This window comes from Streptomyces sp. NPDC045021, from assembly GCF_056432645.1.
The window spans coordinates 118,146-137,683 of record NZ_JBWKIQ010000017.1; the positions used below are offsets into that span (position 1 = coordinate 118,146).

19 protein-coding genes are annotated in these 19,538 nt (G+C 70.2%); 14 read left to right on the forward strand and 5 right to left on the reverse strand.

Annotated elements, in window-relative coordinates:
• The first annotated feature begins 31 nt into the window (after positions 1–31).
• Genes AC07DC_RS36455 through AC07DC_RS36465 form a run of 3 tightly spaced genes read left to right on the forward strand, consistent with a single transcriptional unit; the run spans position 32 to position 2,489 of the window.
• Positions 32–280 (forward strand): hypothetical protein, encoded by a 249-nt coding sequence (locus AC07DC_RS36455; protein ID WP_478918898.1) that lies wholly within the window; start codon positions 32–34, stop codon positions 278–280.
• 44 nt (positions 281–324) lie between these two features.
• The gene (locus AC07DC_RS36460; protein WP_478918899.1) at positions 325–1,059 is read left to right on the forward strand and encodes a response regulator transcription factor; all 735 of its coding nucleotides are present in this window, start codon (positions 325–327) and stop codon (positions 1,057–1,059) included.
• Complete coding sequence (locus AC07DC_RS36465) at positions 1,056–2,489, forward strand: sensor histidine kinase (RefSeq protein ID WP_478918900.1); 1,434 nt, start codon at positions 1,056–1,058, stop codon at positions 2,487–2,489. Before AC07DC_RS36460 ends, AC07DC_RS36465 begins: the two co-directional genes overlap by 4 nt.
• 127 nt (positions 2,490–2,616) lie before the next feature.
• On the opposite strand, the gene AC07DC_RS36470 is transcribed toward AC07DC_RS36465, so the two are convergent.
• Positions 2,617–4,419 carry a bifunctional metallophosphatase/5'-nucleotidase gene (locus AC07DC_RS36470; RefSeq protein ID WP_478918902.1) on the reverse strand — a complete coding sequence of 601 codons (1,803 nt, stop codon included), beginning with the start codon at positions 4,417–4,419 and terminating at the stop codon, positions 2,617–2,619.
• Positions 4,420–4,661: 242 nt separating this feature from the next.
• Here AC07DC_RS36470 and AC07DC_RS36475 point away from each other — a divergent pair, with 242 nt between their 5' ends.
• From AC07DC_RS36475 to pstB, 9 genes are all read left to right on the forward strand, one after another.
• Positions 4,662–5,966, forward strand: coding sequence for an MFS transporter (locus tag AC07DC_RS36475; protein ID WP_478918903.1), 1,305 nt, complete (start codon positions 4,662–4,664; stop codon positions 5,964–5,966).
• Between the two features lie 10 nt (positions 5,967–5,976).
• Complete coding sequence (mshD, locus tag AC07DC_RS36480; protein WP_478918905.1) at positions 5,977–6,906, forward strand: mycothiol synthase; 930 nt, start codon at positions 5,977–5,979, stop codon at positions 6,904–6,906.
• A 358-nt stretch (positions 6,907–7,264) separates the two neighbouring features.
• Positions 7,265–9,469, forward strand: coding sequence for an RNA degradosome polyphosphate kinase (locus AC07DC_RS36485; protein WP_478918946.1), 2,205 nt, complete (start codon positions 7,265–7,267; stop codon positions 9,467–9,469).
• Complete coding sequence (locus AC07DC_RS36490) at positions 9,450–10,631, forward strand: CHAD domain-containing protein (protein ID WP_478918907.1); 1,182 nt, start codon at positions 9,450–9,452, stop codon at positions 10,629–10,631. The genes AC07DC_RS36485 and AC07DC_RS36490 overlap by 20 nt, the downstream gene beginning before the upstream one ends.
• A gap of 6 nt (positions 10,632–10,637) precedes the next feature.
• Positions 10,638–11,081, forward strand: coding sequence for an NUDIX hydrolase (locus AC07DC_RS36495; RefSeq protein WP_478918908.1), 444 nt, complete (start codon positions 10,638–10,640; stop codon positions 11,079–11,081).
• Between the two features lie 275 nt (positions 11,082–11,356).
• Positions 11,357–12,484 carry a phosphate ABC transporter substrate-binding protein PstS gene (pstS, locus tag AC07DC_RS36500; RefSeq protein WP_478918910.1) on the forward strand — a complete coding sequence of 376 codons (1,128 nt, stop codon included), beginning with the start codon at positions 11,357–11,359 and terminating at the stop codon, positions 12,482–12,484.
• A 99-nt stretch (positions 12,485–12,583) separates the two neighbouring features.
• Positions 12,584–13,564: a phosphate ABC transporter permease subunit PstC gene (pstC, locus tag AC07DC_RS36505; protein ID WP_478918911.1), complete on the forward strand. Its 981-nt coding sequence runs from the start codon at positions 12,584–12,586 to the stop codon at positions 13,562–13,564.
• Positions 13,561–14,634 carry a phosphate ABC transporter permease PstA gene (pstA, locus tag AC07DC_RS36510; protein WP_478918912.1) on the forward strand — a complete coding sequence of 358 codons (1,074 nt, stop codon included), beginning with the start codon at positions 13,561–13,563 and terminating at the stop codon, positions 14,632–14,634. Before pstC ends, pstA begins: the two co-directional genes overlap by 4 nt.
• A gap of 38 nt (positions 14,635–14,672) precedes the next feature.
• A complete protein-coding gene (pstB, locus tag AC07DC_RS36515; protein WP_478918913.1) occupies positions 14,673–15,449 on the forward strand; it encodes a phosphate ABC transporter ATP-binding protein PstB in 777 nt (258 codons plus the stop codon).
• Between the two features lie 110 nt (positions 15,450–15,559).
• Here pstB and AC07DC_RS36520 read toward each other — a convergent pair whose 3' ends face one another.
• Both AC07DC_RS36520 and AC07DC_RS36525 read right to left on the reverse strand, forming a co-directional pair.
• Positions 15,560–16,552 (reverse strand): inorganic phosphate transporter, encoded by a 993-nt coding sequence (locus AC07DC_RS36520; RefSeq protein WP_478918915.1) that lies wholly within the window; start codon positions 16,550–16,552, stop codon positions 15,560–15,562.
• A gap of 6 nt (positions 16,553–16,558) precedes the next feature.
• On the reverse strand, positions 16,559–17,179 hold the full coding sequence (locus AC07DC_RS36525; protein ID WP_138358477.1) for a DUF47 domain-containing protein: 621 nt from the start codon (positions 17,177–17,179) through the stop codon (positions 16,559–16,561).
• A 194-nt stretch (positions 17,180–17,373) separates the two neighbouring features.
• On the opposite strand from AC07DC_RS36525, the gene AC07DC_RS36530 reads away from it, so the two are divergent.
• Entirely contained in the window at positions 17,374–17,736 is a 363-nt protein-coding gene (locus tag AC07DC_RS36530) for a metal-sensitive transcriptional regulator (protein WP_478918916.1), read from the forward strand.
• Positions 17,737–17,863: 127 nt separating this feature from the next.
• Here AC07DC_RS36530 and AC07DC_RS36535 read toward each other — a convergent pair whose 3' ends face one another.
• Both AC07DC_RS36535 and AC07DC_RS36540 read right to left on the reverse strand, forming a co-directional pair.
• A complete protein-coding gene (locus AC07DC_RS36535) occupies positions 17,864–18,064 on the reverse strand; it encodes a hypothetical protein (RefSeq protein WP_478918917.1) in 201 nt (66 codons plus the stop codon).
• Between the two features lie 133 nt (positions 18,065–18,197).
• Positions 18,198–19,115 carry an SCO4651 family lipoprotein gene (locus tag AC07DC_RS36540; protein ID WP_478918919.1) on the reverse strand — a complete coding sequence of 306 codons (918 nt, stop codon included), beginning with the start codon at positions 19,113–19,115 and terminating at the stop codon, positions 18,198–18,200.
• Between the two features lie 195 nt (positions 19,116–19,310).
• On the opposite strand from AC07DC_RS36540, the gene AC07DC_RS36545 reads away from it, so the two are divergent.
• Positions 19,311–19,472: a hypothetical protein gene (locus AC07DC_RS36545; RefSeq protein WP_478918920.1), complete on the forward strand. Its 162-nt coding sequence runs from the start codon at positions 19,311–19,313 to the stop codon at positions 19,470–19,472.
• The last annotated feature ends 66 nt before the right edge of the window (positions 19,473–19,538 follow it).

The window sequence follows — 19,538 nt, forward strand, 5'->3', positions numbered from 1 at the left end:
ACCCGAGTTCCGACCCAGGGGAGGCAGTCCCATGAACAGCAACGCCATCACCGTCAACGTCAACCGTGCCCGGCACGCACTCGCCGCCGCCGTCTCCTGGGGAGCGGGCGGCCCCGCACCCGACACCGCCGTCCGCACCGGCCCCGCCGATCTCGACCTGCCGCTCGGGATGCCGATGACGCCGGCCGCGCCGCAGCCGCCCCGCGCCGCCGAAGTCGCCGCCCCTGCACCCGCCCGACGCGGCGCCGCGCGCCACCGCCCCGCCGCCGTGCGAGGCTGATAGCCGTCCCCGCCCCCCTTCACCACAACGAGGTCGCGACCCCCATGAGCCCCGGCGAGAACGGCGAGGCCCCCGCCCGCATCCTGATCGTCGACGACGAGCCCGCCGTACGCGAAGCGCTGCAGCGCAGCCTCGCCTTCGAGGGCTACGACACCGCCATCGCCGCCGACGGCATGGCGGCCCTCGACCAGGTCGACGGCTACCAGCCGGACGCGATCATCCTCGACGTCCTGATGCCCCGCATGGACGGCCTCACCACCGCCCGCCGGCTGCGCGCCACGGGTGTGACCGTACCCATCCTGATGCTCACCGCCCGCGACACCGTCGGCGACCGCGTCACCGGCCTCGACGCGGGCGCCGACGACTACCTCGTCAAGCCGTTCGAACTCGACGAACTCCTCGCCCGGCTGCGCGCCCTGCTGCGCCGCAGCTCCTACGCCGCCGCGGCGGCGGCCGTCGACGAGGACAACGCCCTCACCTTCGCCGACCTCCGCATGGACACCTCCACCCGAGAGGTAACCCGAGCCGGCCGCCCCGTCGAACTCACCCGCACCGAATACACCCTCCTGGAAATGTTCCTCGCCCACCCGCGCCAGGTCCTGACCCGCGAGCAGATCCTCAAGTCCGTCTGGGGCTTCGACTTCGAACCCTCCTCCAACTCCCTCGACGTCTACGTCATGTACCTCCGCCGCAAAACCGAAATCGACGGCCTCCCGCGCCTGGTCCACACCGTCCGAGGCGTCGGCTACGCGCTGCGGGCTCCGGACGGCAAGTCATGAAGCGGTTGCCACTCCGTTCGCGGTTGGCGATTCTCACCGCTGGGGCGGTGGCGGTGGCGGTGGCCGCGGTTGCACTGGCGTGCTGGCTGATTACCCGTCAGCAGCTGACGGAGCAGCTCGACGGCTCGCTCCGAACCTCCGTCCAGGAGCTGAGCGCCAACACGGTCCTTTCGGCAGCCGCCGACTGCGCGCCCAATGTCTCACCCGGAGCAGAACGGTTTCCCGGTGTGGTGAACGTGCAGGTTCTCAAGCCCAACGGGGACCGCTGCGTCAGCCTGCACAACAACACGGCGGTAGTCGTGCAGCAATCGGACATCGCGGTGGCCAACCAGGAAAGGCTCAGCACCACACATGACGGTGTGACGACCACCGGTGCCTCCGTACGCGTCTACACCACCCAGGTCCAGGTCCAGCTCAAGCCCAGAGGCGGCCCTCCTGGGCCGTTCCAGCAGTTCACCGTCTCCGTCTCGCGCCCCCTCAACGAGGTCGAGAAGTCCCTCAGCACCCTCGCGTGGGTGCTGCTCGCAGTCGCCGGCGTCGGCGTAGTCGGCGCGGCCACCGCCGGGCTGCTGATCGCCCGCGCCGGGCTGAAGCCGGTCGACCGCCTCACCGAAACCGTGGAGCACATCGCACGCACGGAAGACCTCAGCGTCCGGATCCCCGTAGAGGGGGAGGACGAGATCGCGCGACTCTCCGAATCGTTCAACGCGATGACGGCCGCGCTGGCGTTGTCCCGTGACCGGCAGCAGCAGTTGATCGCGGATGCGGGCCACGAACTGCGCACCCCACTCACCTCCCTCCGCACCAACATCGAGCTGCTGGAGCGCAGTGAGGCAGCCGGGCGGCCGATCCCTCCGGAGGACCGCAAGGCGCTGTTGGCGAGCGTGAAGGCGCAGATGACGGAACTCGCGGCGCTCATCGGCGACCTTCAGGAGCTCTCCCGCCCTGACGCGGCACCCACACTCCAGGTGGTGGCGCTGCACGAGATCACGGAGGCGGCGCTGGAACGGGCCAGGCTGCGCGGACCGGATCTGACGATCCGGGCCGAGATGGCGCCCTGGTACGTGCGGGCGGAGCCGGTCGCTCTGGAACGCGCGGTGGTGAACCTCCTCGACAACGCGGTGAAGTTCAGCCCGCCGTCAGGCTCGGTCGAAGTACGCCTCGACCACGGCGTACTGACCGTCCGCGACCACGGACCCGGCATCCCCGAGGACGAACTGCCGCACGTCTTCGAGCGCTTCTGGCGCTCACCGTCCGCCCGCAGCCTGCCCGGCAGCGGCCTGGGGCTGTCGATAGTGGCCCGCACCGTCCAGCAGTCCGGCGGCGAGGTGAGCCTGCGCCCGGCCGGCGGCGGCGGCACCGTGGCCACCGTCCGCCTCCCGGGCGCACCCACCACTCCACCAGCAGTAGCGGCGCAGGCAGGAACGTAAGGGGGCCGGGGCCGCAGGGGTGGTTTCGAAATGCTGCCGAGCTATTTGAGGGCCGCCAGGCCCTAAATAGTCGATTTCGAAACCCCACCCCGGAGGACCCGACCCCCGAACCCCCAACCAGCAGCAGCTACTTCACGACAGTGATCCGGTCCGCCGCCGGAGGCACAAGCGGACTGGCAGCCGACGAGTTGGCCGTCAGATAAGCGTTGAGCGCAGCGAGGTCGTCGCCACCGACGACCGGATTGACACCAGAGCCGAGAGCGGCGAACCCGTCCCCGCCACCCGCCAGGAACGAGTTCATCGCGACGCGATACGTCGCGGCCGGGTCGATCGGCACCCCGCCCAGCTTCACCGTGTCCGCGACGACGCGGTCCGCACCCGTCTTCGTCAGGTCGAGCGTGTACGTCAGCCCCGACGAAATCTGCAGGATCTTGGGCGAAGCCTGATTCGCTCCGCTGACCTGCTGCTGCAGAGCGGTGATCACCTGGGCCCCGGTCAGGTCGACGAGGTTCACCGTGTTGCTGAACGGCTGGACCGCGAAGCCCTCCCCGTACGTGACGACGCCCGGCCCCTCACTGCCGGAGGGCGCGTAGACGAGGTCGGTGCGGATGCCGCCCGGGTTCATCAGGGCGATCGACGTCTTGGGGTCGAGTGTCTTGCCGTAGGCGAGCTGCGCGTCGGCGATGACGTCGCCGAGCGGCGACTCGTTGCCGTCGGAGTCATTGGCCTTGATGTCCGCGCCGATGTAGCCGACCGTGCGGTTGGCGACCGGAGCGGCCAGCGTGCGCCAGTGGTCGACGAGCTTGGTGAGGTCCGCCGCCTTGGGCTGGACGCGGTCCACGACGTGGTTGGAGCCCTTGACGGACGTGCGGACGATGTCCTGGGTCCTGCGGTCGTACTTCATGTCCAGCTCGGTGAAGAGCCGGCCGAACGAGGAGGCGCTCGTCACCAGCCGCGGGTTGCCCGCCGGGTCGGGGATGGTGCAGACGTAGGCGGTGTGGGTGTGCCCGGTGATGAGCGCGTCCACGTCGGCCGAGGTCTTCTTGGCGATGTCGACGATGGGCCCGGACAGGCCGGAACCGGCGCCGCCCGCGTCGCAGTTGTAGTTGTACGCGGGCGACGCGGGGAAGCCGCCCTCGTGGATGAGCGCGACGACGGCGTTGATGCCCTTGCGCTTCAGTTCCTTGGTGTACTTGTTGATCGTCTCGGCCTCGTCGAGGAACTTGAGGCCCTTGACGCCCTCGGCGGAGACGATGTTCGGGGTGCCCTTGAGCGTGACCCCGATGAAGCCGACGCGGACGCCGTTCACGTTCTGGATCGAGTAGGGCGCCAGCAGCGGCTTGCCGGTCTTCTCGTTGACGACGTTCGCCGAGAGGATCGGGTAGTCGGCGCCCTTGAACGTGCGGCCCTTCTCGTAACAGCCGTCGGTGGGGTGGCAGCCGCCGTTCTGCAGGCGCAGCAGCTCGGCCTTGCCCTCGTCGAACTCGTGGTTGCCGACGCTGGTGACGTCCAGGCCGAGCTTGTTCATCGCCTCGACGGTCGGCTCGTCGTGGAAGAGCCCCGAGATCAGCGGGCTCGCTCCGACGATGTCGCCGGCGGCGACGGTGATCGAGCGGTCGTGGCCCTGGCGGGCGGTGCGCAGGCTCGACGCCAGGTACTCGACGCCACCGGCGTCGACGGTCTTCGTGGTGCCGTCGGCCTGGAGTTCGGTGACCCGGCCGGACGAACCGGCGGGCGGCTCCAGGTTGCCGTGGAAGTCGTTCAGCGCGAGCAGCTGGAGGTCCACGGTGCGGCTGTCGTGGCCGCCGCCACCGTGGCCGGTTCCGCCGTGGCCGCCACCGTGGCCGCTGTGCGCGGGCGCGGCGGCGGCGAGCGCGCCGATGGCCGCGAGCCCGGCGGCAGCGGCGGTCAATCTACGTGCCAGAGACATGGGTTCCCTCTGAGTCCTCAAGGTAAAGAGCCGTCCAGGTGTGGCCGATTTGGGGGAGCCTAGGGTCAACGCGCGTAGCGCGACAGGCGTTCGAGGGTTAAAAGCTGATTTCGACTCGCGGAACTTCAGCGGCCGGTCGGCTGCCGCTCGGCCCATCGTCCCAGGATGCGAAACAATCTGTCTCACCATCCAGAACGGCGGCATAGTTGTGTCCACCACCGACCGAGGAGGCGCACCCAGCGATGCAGACGCCCAACTCACCCCAGCCACAGGCTCCGACGCCCGAGCGGACGACCGTGCCGGCGAAGCGCTGGCTGATGCTCGCCCTGGGAACCGCCGCGCAGACCTCGGCCTGCGCGTTCGTCTACGCGATCCCGTCCCTCGCCGACGAGTTGCGCACCGCTGAGCACCTCACCCTCACCCAGGTCGGCCTGCTCGCCGCCTGCCCGACGGCGGGGCTGGTGCTGGCCCTGATCGCCTGGGGCGCCGCCGCCGACCGCTGGGGCGAGCGCATCGTCATCTCCTCGGGGCTGGGAGTGGCGGCCGTGCTGCTCGCGGTGGCCACGAGGATCCACTCGATGGCCGCGTTCGGCCTGGTTCTCGCCCTGGCGGGCGCGGCCTCGGCCTCCGTCTACTCGGCGAGCGGCCGGCTGGTGATGGGCTGGTTCTCCGCCGGGGAACGCGGGCTGGCCATGGGCATCCGGCAGACCTCCACCCCGCTCGGGATGGCCGTGGCGGCGCTGACCATGCCGCCGATCGCCGCCGCGTACGGGGTCCGGGGCGCGATAGCCTTCCTCGCCGTGGTCTGCGGGGTGATCGCGGTCCTGATCGCCGCGTTCGCCGCCGACCCCGCCCGCGCCGTCAAGGACCCGGCCGTCCGCACCGCCAATCCGTACCGCGGCTCGAAGGTGCTGTGGCGCATCCACGGCTCCGGCGCGCTGCTCGTCGTCCCGCAGTTCACGGCGGGCGCCTTCGCGCTGGTGCTGCTGGTCGACGTACGCGGCTGGTCGCCGGTCGCGGCCGGGCAGCTGGTGGCGCTGGGCCAAGGGCTGGGCGCGGTCTCCCGGATCGTCGCGGGCCGCTGGTCGGACCGGGTCGGCAGCCGGATGCGGCCGATGCGGCAGCTGGCTCTGATCACCACCGCGGTCATCGGCGCCACCGCGCTGACCGCGGCCTTCCCCTCCCCGCTCACCGACATCGCGCTGGTGGTGGCCATCGGCATCACCGCCAGCACCAACGGCCTGTCCTTCACCGCCACCGCCGAGGGCGCCGGGCCCGCCTGGTCCGGACGCGCGCTGGGCGTCCACAACACCGGCCAGAACCTGACGGCCGCCCTGGTCCCACCCGTCATGGGCGCCCTGATCACCGGCGTCGGCTACTGGCCCGGCTTCGCCGTCGCGGCAGCCGCGGCCTGTGCCGCGGCCGTCCTCGTACCCGCCCGCGATCCGGTGGCCGCCGGAGCGGAGCGGCCGACGGCCACGGGAGTGATCCGGACGGACGACCCCCTTGGCTCCATAGGGGCGAAATCACCGATCGCCGGGTCGTAGGCTCGGGTTCATGACCGACGCCGCGCAGCCCACCCCGACCACCCGCCGGATCGAGAACGTGGACGCGCTCGCGCCCGACACCGCGCGGGACGTCCTGGCGCTCCTCGGCGAGGCGGCGGCGCGCGACGGGCAGTGGGCGGTCTCGGAGCAGGGCCGCCTCAATCTGCGCGGCGGCGCTCGCCCCGGCGTGAAGCATCTGCTGCTGTACGTGGGGGACGAGCTGGCCGGCTACGGGCAGCTCGAGGACACCGACCCGGTCGAGCCGCCCGCCGCCGAGTTCCTGGTCAGCCCCGCCCACCGCGCGCACGGCCACGGCCAGGCGCTCGGCCGGGCGCTGCTCGGCGCCAGCGGCAAGCGGCTGCGGGTGTGGGCGCACGGCGGCCACCCGGCCGCCCGGCACCTGGCCATACAGCTCGGACTGAGCATGTTCCGGGAGCTGCGGCAGCTGCGCCGCCCGCTGGACGGCGGTCCCGCGCTGCCGGAGCCGCCGATCCCGGCGGGCGTCACCGTACGGACCTTCGTACCCGGGCAGGACGACGCCGCCTGGCTGGCGGTGAACGCCGCCGCGTTCGCGCACCACCCCGAGCAGGGCTCCCTCACCCAGCGTGACCTGGACGACCGCAAGGCCGAGCCGTGGTTCGACCCGGCGGGCTTCTTCCTCGCCGTCCGCGGGGAGGAAGTCGTCGGCTTCCACTGGACGAAGGTGCACCGCGAGGACCGGCTCGGCGAGGTGTACGTCGTCGGCGTCCACCCGGACGAGCAGGGCAGCGGCCTGGGCAAGGCGCTCACCGCGATCGGCCTGCGCCACCTCGCCGACCACGAGAAGCTGCCCACCGCGATGCTCTACGTGGACGCGGACAACATCCCGGCCGTCACCGTCTACGAGCGGCTGGGCTTCACGACCCACGAGACGGACCTGATGTACCGCACGGAGAGCTGAGCCCGGCGGACGACGCAGAGATCCGAGCCGGATGTAGCGCACGGCGGGCGGAGCGGTCCGCCCGAAACCGGACCGGAATCGTTCCGAGCCGGTACTGAGACTTTGTGCACCACGGAGTCGCCCCCCGCTGTCCGGCCCGTCATGTTCTCGTTACCGCTGATTCAGAATGCCTTGCGAGCATCACGGAATGCAGCCCGCTGCCCCTCCCCCCAACCAGCAGCACCCCCCGCCGCCCGACCTGCCGCTTTCCCGTTCGGCACGGGACAATGAACGGACGGCCCCTGGGCGGTCCCCGAGGGCTCCCGGTAGGCCGTACGACGTGTTCGACGTGCCGGAACCGGAGGAGGGCTCGTACTCCATGGCCTCGATGAATCAACCCGGTGTCCCCGGTCAGCCCAATGGGGCGGGCACGGTCAGCACCGCTTTCCGCCCCCAGGTCGTCCCCGACGTGGAGGCCCCCATCGGCCCCGCCACCGAGGGTGAGACCGACAGCGATCTTCCCCAGGGCCGCTTCCTGGACCGGGAGCGCAGCTGGCTCGCGTTCAACGAACGCGTGCTGGAGCTCGCCGAGGATCCGAGCACCCCACTCCTCGAACGGGCGAACTTCCTCGCGATCTTCGCCAGCAACCTCGACGAGTTCTTCATGGTCCGGGTGGCCGGTCTCAAGCGCCGCATGGCGACCGGTGTCGCCACCCGCTCCGCGTCCGGCCTGCAGCCCCGCGACGTACTGGACCTGATCCTCACCCGGTCCCGTGAGCTCATGGCCCGGCACGCCGCCTGCTTCCAGAACGACATCGCGCCGCAGCTGGCCGACGAGGGCATACACGTCATCCGCTGGGCTGAGCTGACGGAGAAGGAGCAGGCCCGCCTGTTCACCCTCTTCCGCCAGCAGATCTTCCCCGTGCTGACCCCGCTGGCCGTCGACCCGGCGCACCCCTTCCCGTACATCTCCGGCCTCTCCCTGAACCTGGCCGTCGTCGTACGCAACCCGGTCTCCGGGCACGAGCACTTCGCCCGGGTGAAGGTCCCGCCGATCCTCTCCCGCTTCCTCGAAGCGAGCCCGCAGCGCTACGTCCCGCTGGAGGACGTCATCGCCGCGCACCTGGAGGAGCTCTTCCCCGGCATGGAGGTCCTGGACCACCACATGTTCCGGGTCACCCGCAACGAGGACCTGGAGGTGGAGGAGGACGACACCGAGAACCTGCTCCAGGCGCTGGAGCGGGAACTGATGCGGCGCCGCTTCGGGCCGCCGGTGCGCCTCGAAGTAGAAGAATCGATTGCTCCGAGGGTGCTCGACCTGCTCGTGCACGAGCTGAAGATGAAGCACACCGAGGTCTACCCGCTGCCCGGCCCGCTCGACCTGACCGGACTGTTCGCGATAGCGGGCCTGGACCGGCCGGAGCTGAAGTTCCCCAAGTACATCGCCGGCACCCACCGCGACCTGGCCGAGGTCGAGTCGGCGTCCGCGCCCGACATCTTCGCGGCGCTGCGCGAACGCGATGTGCTGCTGCACCACCCGTACGATTCCTTCTCGACCTCCGTCCAGACCTTCCTGGACCAGGCGGCGGCCGACCCGGACGTACTGGCGATCAAGCAGACGCTCTACCGCACCTCCGGCGACTCCCCGATCGTGGACGCGCTCATCGACGCGGCCGAGGCGGGCAAACAGGTCCTCGTCCTCGTCGAGATCAAGGCCCGCTTCGACGAGCAGGCCAACATCAAGTGGGCCCGCAAGCTGGAAGAGGCCGGCTGCCATGTCGTCTACGGCCTGGTGGGGTTGAAGACGCACTGCAAGCTGTCGCTCGTGGTCCGCCAGGAGGGCGACACGCTGCGCCGCTACAGCCACATCGGCACCGGCAACTACCACCCCAAGACCGCACGGCTCTACGAGGACCTGGGCCTGCTCACCGCCGACCCGCAGGTCGGCGCGGACCTCTCGCACCTGTTCAACCGGCTGTCGGGCTACTCGCGCCGCGAGGTCTACAACCGGCTGCTGGTGGCGCCCCGCAACCTCCGCGACGGTCTGGTCTCCCGGATCATGGAGGAGATCACCCACCACCGGGCCGGACGCCCCGCGTACATCCGGATGAAGCTCAACTCCATCGTCGACGAAGGAATCATCGACGCCCTCTACCGCGCCTCGCAGGCCGGTGTACCCGTCGACATCTGGGTACGCGGCATCTGCGCGGTCCGGCCCGGCGTCGTCGGACTGTCGGAGAACATCCGGGTCCGCAGCACCCTGGGCCGCTTCCTCGAACACTCCAGGGTGTTCATCTTCGGCAACGGCGGCGAACCCGAAGTCTGGTTCGGCAGCGCCGACATGATGCACCGTAACCTCGACCGCCGCATCGAGGCGCTGGTCAGGGTCGCCGACCCGGCCCACCGCGCCACCCTCAACCGCCTGCTGGAGACCGGGATGTCGGACGACACCGCATCCTGGCACCTCGCGGCGGACGGGAACTGGACCCGGCACGGCACCGGCCCCGAGGGCCAACCGCTGGGCAGTGTCCAGGAGATGCTCATCGACGCCCGGAGGCGCCGGCGTGGCCCAGCGACACCGTGACACCGCGTACGCCCAGGCCGGCCAGCCGGCAACCGTCCTCGACGGGAAGCCGGCCCGCCTCGGCGCGCTGAGCGCCGGGGAGGTGGTCTCCGGCTACCTCCATGAGCAGGCGTCCACGTTCCTGCGCGCCCTGAGCCAGAGCTCCCAGGGCGACGACGACGGGGCCGCCGCCGGCCTGCTGCTGCGCCGGTCCGCCCGCCGGATCGGCGCGACCCTGCACACGTACGGCCCGCTCACCGACCCCGGCTGGGCCGACCCGCTGCGCATCGAGCTCAGCTGGCTCGCCACGGCCCTGGCCCACGAGCACCAGTACGCCGCCCGGCTCACCCGGCTGCTCTCGGCCCTGCACCGGCTGGCCTCCGAGCCCGACCGGCCGGCCCCGGAGTCGGACGACCCGGTCCTTGCCGCCGAGCCCGCCACCGCCACTGCCGCGCAGGGGCCGCTGGCGGTCGGGGCGGCCCGCGCGGGAGCGCTGCTGGAACGGCAGTTGACGCTGGCGCGCACCCGGGCGCACTCCGCCGCGCTGCAGGCGCTGGGCTCGTCGCGGTTCCACGCGGTGGCCGACGCCGTCGCCGTACTGGCCTCCGAAGTGCCGCTGACCGCGGCGGCCGACGCACCCGCCGCCGTACGGCTGCCCCCGCTCGCGGGGCTGGCGCACCACCGGATCGCCGAGGCGGCCGCGGCGCTGCCGCTGGCGCGCGCCGGGCACCCGTACAACGCCGACGCCGTGCGCGCCGCGCTCGGCCCCGAGCTGACCAGCGACCTGCAGGACGCCCCGTGGCACCAGGCCCGCACCCTGCTGCGGCTCAGCCGCTACGCCGCCGAGGTCTGGCCGCCCGACGAGCCCGGCTCCGACGGCACCCAGGACCCGGGCAGCCAGGACCCCGGCAGCCTGGACGCCGACGCCGCCGGGGGCCTGCACGAGCGGCTCAAGGACGCGGCACGGCTGCTGGAACGGCACCGGGAGGCCGCCGAGTCCGCCACCGCGGTGGCGACCGCCGCCCGCACCCCGCGGATCGCCCCGGCGACCGCGTACGCGCTGGGCGTGCTCCACGCCGACCAGCGCCAGGAGGTCGAGGCGGCCCGCTTCGCCTTCGCCCGCCTCTGGCAGCGCACCTCCGTACCGCCCGCCACCGTCCCCGCCGTCCCCGGTTCGAGGTGAGCCACGATGCTGCGTTCCCCGGGGGAACAGCCCCCCGTCCTGGCCGCGGGCGCGGTCCTCTGGCGCCGTTCGCCCCATGACGGCGGCGTGGAGATCGCGCTGATCCACCGACCGAAATATGACGACTGGTCGCACCCGAAAGGCAAGCTCAAACGCGGTGAGGACCCGGTGGCGGCCGCGCTGCGGGAGGTCCGCGAGGAGACCGGCATGGAGTGCGTGCTCGGCACGCCGCTGCCGACCGCCCGCTACCTTGCCGACGGGCGCCCCAAGGAGGTCCGCTACTGGGCCGCCGAGGCCGTGAGCGGCACCTTCGCCGTCAACGACGAGGTCGACCGGCTCGTCTGGCTCCCCCCGGCGGCGGCGCGCAACCGTCTCACGCACGAGCGCGACCGCCCGCTCGTCGACGCCCTGCTGCGCGCCGTACGGCCCGGCGCCGCTCGGCAGCGGTAGGCGGAGCCGGTCCCGACCCGCCCCGGACCAGGGTTTTCCCGGGCCGGCACCACCTGCCCCAGGGCACCCTCACGCCTCTCGGAGCGGCGCCGGCGACGACCCGCCCCGCACTGATAGACGAGGTTCACCTTGCGTTCACCCTCTCCCGTTGGTCGATTCACTTCCCCTGCCTAATTTCGGCCTTACCGGTGAGCATCACGCTGTGCCGGGTGGATGCAGACCTCCATACCTCTGCTTCGCCGTCCACCGGCGGGCTCCTGGAAGGAACACAGAAGGTGAAGCTTTCCCGTAACAGCGGACTGCGCGCCCTGACCGTCGGCGCGGTCGCGGTTTCCAGCGCGTTGGTCCTGACCGCCTGTGGTTCCGACAACAACGCTTCGCCCGGCGACACCAAGACCTCGGACGCCGCGAAGAGCTCCATCGCGTGTGCCAAGGGTGGTCAGCTGCTCGCCTCCGGCTCCAGCGCGCAGAAGAACGCGATGGACGTGTGGGTCAAGAACTACATGGCGGCGTGCTCCGGCACGAACATCAACTACAAGAGCTCGTCCTCGGGCGAGGGTGTCACCCAGTTCAACCAGGGCGCCGTCAGCATCGCGGGCTCCGACTCGCCGCTGAAGCCCGAAGAGGTCACCGCCTCGAAGACGATCTGCAAGGGCGGCCAGGGCATCGACCTCCCGATGGTCGGCGGCCCGATCGCGATCGGCTACCACCTGCCGGGCGTCGACAACCTGGTCCTGGACGCGCCGACCCTCGCGAAGATCTTCAACTCGACGATCACCAAGTGGGACGACGAGGCGATCAAGAAGCTCAACCCGACCGCCAAGCTCCCCAGCAGCAACATCCAGGCGTTCCACCGCTCGACGGACTCGGGCACCACGGACAACCTGACCAAGTACTTCAACGCGACGGCGAAGGCCGAGTGGCCCTACGACCACGCGAAGGCGTGGAAGGGCAAGGGCGGCCAGTCCGCTCCCGGCTCCGCCGACATCGCCTCCAACGTGAAGCAGGCCGAGGGCACCATCGGCTACTTCGAGCTGTCGTTCGCCACCGCGAACAACCTGCAGACGGTCAAGCTCGCCACCGGCGCGGCTGCCCCCGTCGCGGCCTCCTCGGAGAACGCCTCCAAGGCCATCGCCGAGGCCAAGGTCACCGGCACCGGCACCGACCTGTCGCTGAAGCTGGCCTACGACACGAAGGCCGAGGGCGCCTACCCGCTGGCCCTCGTCACGTACGAGATCGCCTGCGACAAGGGCAACAAGGCCGACACGCTCGAGCTGGCGAAGTCCTTCCTCACCTACATCGCGAGCGAGGACGGCCAGAAGGGCCTCTCCGCCATCGGCTACGCCCCGCTGCCGACGGAGATCGCCACCAAGGTCCGCGCCCAGATCGCGACCCTCTCCTAGCACGCGCGGCCGGCCCCGTACCTCACGGCACGGGGCCGGCCGCACATTCCGGTGCACCGCCGCCGGGGGAGCCATCCCCCACCCAGACCGGAGAACCTCATGGACATAACACCGACAGACAGCGCTCTGCCTCCCCCCTCCCAGGGTTCCGTCACCCGTATCGGGGACCGCGTGTTCAGCGGCCTCGCCCGCGGGTCCGGCATCTTCCTCCTGGTCGTCATGGCCTCGATCGCGGTCTTCCTCACGATCCGCGCGACGCACGCCATCTCCCAGGACCACGCGAACTTCTTCACCAGCTTCGAATGGGACGCCAACGCGACCCCGCCGGTCTTCGGCATCGGCGTCCTGATCTACGGCACGATCGTCAGCTCCGTGATCGCGATGGCTCTCGCGGTCCCGATCGCGGTCGGCATCGCGCTGTTCATCTCGCACTACGCGCCGCGCCGGCTGGCCACCCCGCTCGCCTACGTCGTCGACCTGCTCGCCGCGATCCCGAGCATCATCTACGGCCTGTGGGGCGCGATCTACCTCGTGCCGCACCTGAAGGGCCTGAACCTCTGGCTCGACGAGTACCTCGGCTGGACCGGAGTCTTCGACAAGACCGACCCCGAGGGCGCGGCCCGTTCGCTCTTCACCGTCGGCATCCTGCTGGCGATCATGATCCTGCCGATCATCACCAACGTCAGCCGTGAAGTCTTCCGGCAGGTGCCGAAGATGCACGAGGAAGCGGCGCTCGCGCTCGGCGCGACCCGCTGGGAAGTCATCCGGATGTCGGTGCTGCCGTTCGCCCGCTCCGGAATCATCAGCGCCTCGATGCTCGGCCTCGGCCGCGCGCTGGGCGAGACGATGGCTGTGGCCACGGTCCTGTCGGCCTCCCCGGTGCTGTCCGCGAAGCTCCTCGACCCGGTCGGCGGGACCTTCGCGCAGAACATCGCCGCCAAGTTCGGCGAGGCGTCACCGTTCGGACGTGACGCGCTGATCGCCTCCGGCCTCGTCCTGTTCGTCATCACGCTGCTGGTGAACGGCGCGGCCCGCCTGATCATCGCCCGCCGCAAGGAGTACTCGGGGGCCAACGCATGAGCCACACCATCGCCGACAAGGCGCCCGCCGCGGTCCCGGCGACCCGGCAGCTGTCGCAGCGCCGGATGCCCCGCTGGGCACCGGCCGCCATCGCCACCGCCGCGATCGTGCTCGGTATCGGCATCGGCCTCGCGGCCGGGCTGGAGAGCCGGATCCAGTGGGGCATGATCGCGCTGCTGCTCTTCGTGGCCGGCACCTACGCGGTGACCACGGCCGTCGAGGGCCGCCGGCAGGCCAAGGACCGGGTCGTCACCAGTGTCGTCTGGGCCTGCTTCATCGTGGCCATCGTCCCGCTGTACTCGCTGATCGAGACAACGATCTCCAAGGGCCTGAAGGTCCTGGACGGCAACTTCCTCAGCCACTCGATGGGCGGGGTCATCACGATCCAGCCCGGCGGCGGCATCTACCACGCGATCATCGGCACCATCGAGCAGGTCGGCATCGCGACGCTGATCGCCACCCCGATCGGTCTGCTGACGGCGGTCTACCTGGTCGAGTACGGCAAGGGCAAGCTCGCCAAGGCCGTCACGTTCTTCGTGGACGTCATGACCGGCATCCCGTCGATCGTCGCCGGTCTGTTCATCCTGACCGTGTGGGTCCTGATGCTCGGCAACGGCCCGTCCGGCTTCGCCGGCTCGATGGCCCTGACGATCCTGATGCTGCCGGTCGTGGTCCGCTCGACCGAGGAGATGCTCAAGCTCGTTCCGAACGAGCTGCGTGAGGCGTCCCTCGCGCTGGGCGTCCCGAAGTGGCGCACCATCCTCAAGGTGGTCCTGCCCACGGCCATCGGCGGCATCACGACCGGCGTCATGCTGGCCGTCGCCCGCATCACCGGCGAGACCGCGCCGATCATGCTGCTGGTCTTCGGCAGCCAGATCATCAACAACAACCCCTTCGAGGGTGGTCAGTCCTCCCTGTCGTACTACGTCTTCGAGCAGTTCCAGAACGGCAACGACGCGTCGTACGACCGAGCCTGGGCCGCGGCCCTGGTACTGATCGCCTTCGTCATGATCCTGAACATGGTGGCTCGCGGCATCGCCCGCTGGAAGGCCCCCAAGACCGGTCGCTGACGCGACCAACCCAGCGACCTCTGATGGAGAGCCCCACCATGGCCAAGCGCATCGACGTAAGCGGTCTCTCCGCTTACTACAGCAACCACAAGGCGATCGACGACATCTCGATGACCGTCGAGCCCCGTTCCGTGACGGCCTTCATCGGCCCGTCCGGCTGCGGCAAGTCCACCTTCCTGCGCACCTTGAACCGGATGCACGAGGTCACCCCCGGCGGCCGCGTCGAGGGCAAGGTCATGCTGGACGACGAGAACCTCTACGCGTCGGGCGTCGACCCGGTAGCGGTCCGCCGCACCGTCGGCATGGTCTTCCAGCGCCCGAACCCGTTCCCCACGATGTCGATCTTCGACAACGTGGCGGCCGGCCTCAAGCTCAACGGCATGCGCCGCAAGAGCGAGCTGGAGAACGTCGTCGAGAAGTCCCTCAAGGGCGCCAACCTCTGGAACGAGGTCAAGGACCGGCTGAACAAGCCCGGCTCGGGCCTGTCCGGCGGCCAGCAGCAGCGGCTCTGCATCGCCCGCGCCATCGCGGTCGAGCCGCAGGTCCTGCTGATGGACGAGCCCTGCTCGGCGCTCGACCCGATCTCCACCCTCGCGATCGAGGACCTGATCGGCGAGTTGAAGTCCCGCTTCACGATCGTGATCGTGACGCACAACATGCAGCAGGCAGCGCGCGTCTCGGACCGCACCGCCTTCTTCAACCTGTCGGCCGTCGGCCAGCCCGGCAAGCTCATCGAGCTGGACGACACCGAGCGGATCTTCTCCAACCCGTCGGTCCAGGCCACGGAGGACTACATCTCCGGCCGCTTCGGCTAGGCCGGCACCTGAACCGTCCTGCGGTGCTGCATGGCGGTGCCACCGCAAGGCGAAGGGCCCGCCCCCGTGAGGGGGGCGGGCCCATTCCTTTTGATCTCAGCTCCTGCGGATCAGAAGATCAGCTCGACGATCCAGTAGGCGACCGCGGCGACGATGGCCGCCGCCGGCATCGTGATGAACCAGCCCGCCACGATGTTCTTGGCGACACCCCAGCGCACGGCCTTGACCCGCTTCGTCGCGCCGACACCCATGATCGCCGAGGTGATCACATGCGTCGTCGAGACGGGCGCCTGGAAGACGTACGAGGTCGTGTAGAGGATCGAGGCGGCGGTCGTCTCGGCCGCGAAGCCCTGCGGCGGGTCCAGCTCGATGATGCGGCGCCCCAGCGTCCGCATGATCCGCCAGCCACCGGCGTAGGTGCCGAGCGACAGCGTCGCCGCGCACGCGAACTTCACCCAGATCGGGATCGAGTCGCCGTTCTGCACATCGGCGATCGTCAGGGCCATCACCACGACGCCCATCGTCTTCTGCGCGTCCTGCAGACCGTGACCCAGCGCCATCGCCGCCGCCGAGACCGTCTGCGCGATCCGGAAACCGCGCTTGGCCTTGTGCGGGTTGGATTTCCGGAACATCCACAGGATGGCGAGCATCACCAGATAACCGACCACCAGGCCGACCACCGGCGACAGGAACATCGGGATGACGACCTTGTCGAGCACACCCGACCAGATGACGGTGATGCCGCCCGCGAGGGCCGCGCCGACCATTCCGCCGAACAGGGCATGGCTGGAACTCGACGGTAGTCCGAAGTACCAGGTGACCAGGTTCCATACGATCGCGCCCACCAGGGCCGCGAACAGGACGGCCATCCCGGAGTTCCCCTGGGGCGTCTCGATGAGCCCCTTGCTGACCGTCTTGGCGACGCCGCTGCCGAGGAAGGCACCGGCCAGGTTCATCACCGCGGCCATGGCGAGCGCGGCCTTGGGCGTCAGCGCGCGCGTCGACACCGACGTGGCGATGGCGTTCGCCGAGTCGTGGAACCCGTTCGTGTAGGTGAATCCGAGCGCGACGCCAATGGTCACGATCAGTGCAAAGGTGTCCACAGAAGGTCAGGACTCCTTGACCGCGATGGTCTCCACGGTGTTCGCGACATGCTCGAACGCGTCCGCGGCCTCTTCCAGTACGTCCACGATCTGCTTGAGCTTCAGCACGTCCATGGCGTCGTACTTGCCGTTGAACAGGTGCGCGAGCAGCTTGCGGTGGACCTGGTCCGCCTGGTTCTCCAGCCGGTTGATCTCGATCCAGTACTCGGTGAGGTTCGACATCGTCCGGAGGTTGGGCATCGCCTCGGCAGTCAGCACCGCGGCCCGCGCCAGCACCTCGATCTGCTGCTCGACACCCTTCGGCAGCTCGTCCACCTGGTAGAGAACGACCAGGTCGACGGCTTCTTCCATGTAATCCATGATGTCGTCGAGACACGACGCGAGGTTGTAGATGTCCTCACGGTCGAACGGCGTGATGAAGGAGGAGTTCAGCTGGTGGAAGATCGCGTGGGTCGCGTCGTCCCCCGCGTGCTCCGCCGCCCGCATCCGTTCGGCGATCTCGATACGCGTGGCCGAATCGGCCCCGAGCAGTTCCATGAGGAGCTTCGAACCTGTGACGATGTTGTCCGCGGATGCGGCGAACATGTCATAGAAGCTCGTCTCCCTGGGGGTCAGACGAAAGCGCACGTGAGGTCCTCGGGGTGCATCGGATTCGGTCTCGTCAGGTCTCGTTGATGCTAGGCGCATCATCCGGCCACGGCTAACGGGCGTCACCCAGTGTCGCCCATCGGACAGACTGCCCCTCACCGGGGCCGGTCGTACAAGGTACCGATTCGGTAAGATATACCCACCAGGGGTATTTTCGGGGCAGGGAGAACGGGATGACGACCACCGAGACCGGCCAGGCCGACGAGGCCGCGGAGGCCGCGCCGAGCGCCGTGGCACCGCACAGCCCGCCGGGCCCGCACGGCTACAGCAGCAACAAGGACGCCCACCTCAAGCGCCTGCGCCGGATCGAGGGCCAGATCCGCGGGCTCCAGCGCATGGTGGAGGAGGACGTCTATTGCATCGATGTCCTCACACAGGTTTCGGCCAGCACCAAGGGCCTGCAGTCCTTCGCGCTGCAGCTGCTGGAGGAGCACCTGCGGCACTGCGTCGCCGCTGCCGCCGCCGAGGGCGGGCCCCAGATCGACGACAAGGTCGCCGAAGCGACCGCGGCCATAGCCCGGCTGCTGCGCACCTGAGCCCCGACCGGCGGCCGGACCCGCGGGCGTTCCCACGGACCCGGCCGGCGACCAGGACGGCTGTTCCTGCGATGGTTCTGCGATGGTTCGGTGCTGCGGTGGTTCCGTGCTGCGGTGATGCGCTGGTTCAGTTCGGGCGCCGGGCCGCCTGCGCGGGAATCCGCACCGGCTGAAGCTCCGTCGTCCGGTCCACTTCGAGCACCTCGTCGATCCGGGCGAAGCTCAACCGCTCCTCACCGGCGGCGGAAGCCGCAATCATCAGCTCGCCGCACAGCTCGATCTCCGCGAGGGCCACGAAGTCCTGACTCGACCCGTTATGCGTAGACATGTGCGATTCGCGAGACAAAGCCACGTGCACCACCTCCTCGTCCTCGAGCAGTGGCCGGTTCTATCGGCCACTGGTCAGAGTAGGCACCCGCACACGGTCCGCGCATGGCACGGACGGACCATTTAGACCACCGTCATTTCGGAGGTGCAGTAACGATCTTCCCGTTGTAAATATCGGCCGACTTCGGCAGAACGACGTTCACCTGCAGACCGAACGCGTCGAACACCGTGGTCGATGTCACCGTCACATCGCTCGGCGCACTGGGCTTGCCGCCCGGGGTCCCGGCACCACTCCGACCGCTCGCAGCGCCGCTCGTTGCGCTGCTCGCGCCGCCGCTCGCGCCACTGCTGAACGTGAAGCGCTGGCTGACCTTGCGCGGCCGCCCCTGCGCGTCGAGGTACACATCGAACGGCACCCGCGTCACGGAGAATCCCTTGGCCGCCGCCGCCAGCGGCTGCCGGGTGGCCGGCGAGGCACCGCGGGCCGCGCGCGCGATGTCCGTCACACCCCGGAAGTGCCGCACCTTCACCCCGCCGAGCGTCTCGTCCCCGACCAGTTCCACCTGCTGCGCCCCGCGCAGGAGTTCCGCCGCGGCCAGCGGATCGGTCGCGCCGCCGGTCACGAGGTTGCCGTCGGAGAGCTGCGTGGTGTCCACCCGCACCCACTTGTCGGCGGGCACCCCCGCGCCGCGGTCCTTCATGTACAGCGACCCCGGCGTCATCAGCTCGGTGACCGGGCGGTGCTCCTGGGCTCCGGCCGCGTCCTCGGGGAGGGTGATCCGCAGCTCGCCGAGGCCCTTGCGGTAGTCGAAGCCGCCGGCCCCGGTGATCATCACCCGCGTCCCGCCGCTCGCCATCTCCATCGACGTGGTGACCTTCGAACTCCCCGCCCGGACCAGGGCGTCGGCGGCCCGGCGCACCGAGTCGCCGGTGTCCGCCCCCAGCCCGTCGGCGGCCGCGCCGTCCCCGGCACACCCCGTCAGCACCGCCACCCCGCACACGAACCCCGCCGCGGCGGCGGCCGTCACCATCCGCCTGCGCTGCATCACCATCGCCCGCTACCCCCTGGGAATCCCGCAACCGGCCTCGTCCGACTAACGACGAGCCGCCCGCCCCCGTAACGGCGCCCGCCCCGAACCACGGGGAGGCGCCGGTCGCGCGGAAGCGCGCGAGGGAGCGGCCGGCGGCCGCACGCGGGTGGAATCAGCCCCTCCACGACCCGCCCGCGCGTCCCGTACCGTGGTTGTGTGCTCATCCAGTCCGATGCCGCCCCGTCCGCAACCCACCACACGACGGTCACCGACAAGGGCTCCTTCGCCTCCGCCCGCTGCTCCTGCGGCTGGAAGGGCCCCGCCCGCCGCGCCCGCGACCGCGCCCGCCGGGACGCCGAGGCCCACACGGGCGGTTGACGCGCCCCTGATCTCCCCCGACCGGCGCCCCTCGCGCCTTTCCCGAACCGGCCGCCTCTTGCGTAC

Bases quoted from the DNA above. Each gene is read 5' to 3' on its own strand.
- AC07DC_RS36455 (WP_478918898.1), top strand. From the start codon at position 32: ATGAACAGCAACGCCATCACCGTCAACGTCAACCGTGCCCGGCACGCA.
- AC07DC_RS36460 (WP_478918899.1), top strand. From the start codon at position 325: ATGAGCCCCGGCGAGAACGGCGAGGCCCCCGCCCGCATCCTGATCGTC.
- AC07DC_RS36465 (WP_478918900.1), top strand. From the start codon at position 1,056: ATGAAGCGGTTGCCACTCCGTTCGCGGTTGGCGATTCTCACCGCTGGG.
- AC07DC_RS36470 (WP_478918902.1), bottom strand. From the start codon at position 4,419: ATGTCTCTGGCACGTAGATTGACCGCCGCTGCCGCCGGGCTCGCGGCC.
- AC07DC_RS36475 (WP_478918903.1), top strand. From the start codon at position 4,662: ATGCAGACGCCCAACTCACCCCAGCCACAGGCTCCGACGCCCGAGCGG.
- mshD (WP_478918905.1), top strand. From the start codon at position 5,977: ATGACCGACGCCGCGCAGCCCACCCCGACCACCCGCCGGATCGAGAAC.
- AC07DC_RS36485 (WP_478918946.1), top strand. From the start codon at position 7,265: ATGGCCTCGATGAATCAACCCGGTGTCCCCGGTCAGCCCAATGGGGCG.
- AC07DC_RS36495 (WP_478918908.1), top strand. From the start codon at position 10,638: ATGCTGCGTTCCCCGGGGGAACAGCCCCCCGTCCTGGCCGCGGGCGCG.
- pstC (WP_478918911.1), top strand. From the start codon at position 12,584: ATGGACATAACACCGACAGACAGCGCTCTGCCTCCCCCCTCCCAGGGT.
- pstA (WP_478918912.1), top strand. From the start codon at position 13,561: ATGAGCCACACCATCGCCGACAAGGCGCCCGCCGCGGTCCCGGCGACC.
- pstB (WP_478918913.1), top strand. From the start codon at position 14,673: ATGGCCAAGCGCATCGACGTAAGCGGTCTCTCCGCTTACTACAGCAAC.
- AC07DC_RS36530 (WP_478918916.1), top strand. From the start codon at position 17,374: ATGACGACCACCGAGACCGGCCAGGCCGACGAGGCCGCGGAGGCCGCG.
- AC07DC_RS36535 (WP_478918917.1), bottom strand. From the start codon at position 18,064: ATGTCTACGCATAACGGGTCGAGTCAGGACTTCGTGGCCCTCGCGGAG.
- AC07DC_RS36540 (WP_478918919.1), bottom strand. From the start codon at position 19,115: ATGGTGATGCAGCGCAGGCGGATGGTGACGGCCGCCGCCGCGGCGGGG.